This window comes from Lysinibacillus sp. NPDC056232, from assembly GCF_042267565.1.
Taxonomy (GTDB): Bacteria; Bacillota; Bacilli; order Bacillales_A; family Planococcaceae; genus Lysinibacillus.
This window is the reverse complement of the sequence record NZ_JBHJTF010000105.1, coordinates 1-1065: the sequence shown is the minus strand read 5'-3', so window position 1 is coordinate 1065 and position 1065 is coordinate 1. Positions and strand designations below refer to the sequence as shown.

General features: G+C 50.8%; 1 rRNA gene. It reads right to left on the bottom strand.

Going from position 1 to position 1065, the window contains the following annotated elements:
• A 23S ribosomal RNA gene (locus ACFCYJ_RS27480) occupies nucleotides 1-1059 on the bottom strand; the annotation flags it as partial.
• Between the last annotated feature and the right edge of the window lie 6 nt (nucleotides 1060-1065).

The following is a 1065-nucleotide window of genomic DNA, read 5'->3' as shown; positions in this document are numbered from 1 at the left end:
TACTTTGGGACCTTAGCTGGTGGTCTGGGCTGTTTCCCTTTTGACTACGGATCTTATCACTCGCAGTCTGACTCCCGTGTATAAATATCTGGCATTCGGAGTTTGTCTGAATTCGGTAAACCGGGATGGCCCCCTAGTCCAAACAGTGCTCTACCTCCAGTATTCTCATCACGAGGCTAGCCCTAAAGCTATTTCGGAGAGAACCAGCTATCTCCAAGTTCGATTGGAATTTCTCCGCTACCCACACCTCATCCCCGCACTTTTCAACGTGCGTGGGTTCGGGCCTCCAGTAAGTGTTACCTCACCTTCACCCTGGACATGGGTAGATCACCTGGTTTCGGGTCTACGACCACGTACTAATTCGCCCTATTCAGACTCGCTTTCGCTGCGGCTCCGCCTTCTAAAGCTTAACCTCGCACGTAATCGTAACTCGCCGGTTCATTCTACAAAAGGCACGCTATCACCCATTAACGGGCTCTAACTACTTGTAGGCACACGGTTTCAGGATCTCTTTCACTCCCCTTCCGGGGTGCTTTTCACCTTTCCCTCACGGTACTGGTTCACTATCGGTCACTAGGTAGTATTTAGCCTTGGGAGATGGTCCTCCCGGATTCCGACGGAATTTCACGTGTTCCGCCGTACTCAGGATCCACTCAGGAGAGAACGAACTTTCGACTACAGGGCTTTTACCTGCTCTGGCGGACCTTTCCAAGTCGCTTCATCTAACTCGCTCTTTTGTAACTCCGTATAGAGTGTCCTACAACCCCAAGAGGCAAGCCTCTTGGTTTGGGCTCTTCCCGTTTCGCTCGCCGCTACTCAGGGAATCGATTTTTCTTTCTCTTCCTCCAGGTACTTAGATGTTTCAGTTCCCTGGGTCTGCCTTCAAGACGCTATGAATTCACGTCAAGATACTACGCGATTAAACGTAGTGGGTTCCCCCATTCGGAAATCTCCGGATCAAAGCTCACTTACAGCTCCCCGAAGCATATCGGTGTTAGTGCCGTCCTTCTTCGGCTCCTAGTGCCAAGGCATTCGCCGTGCGCCCTTAATAACTTAACCAAGTTA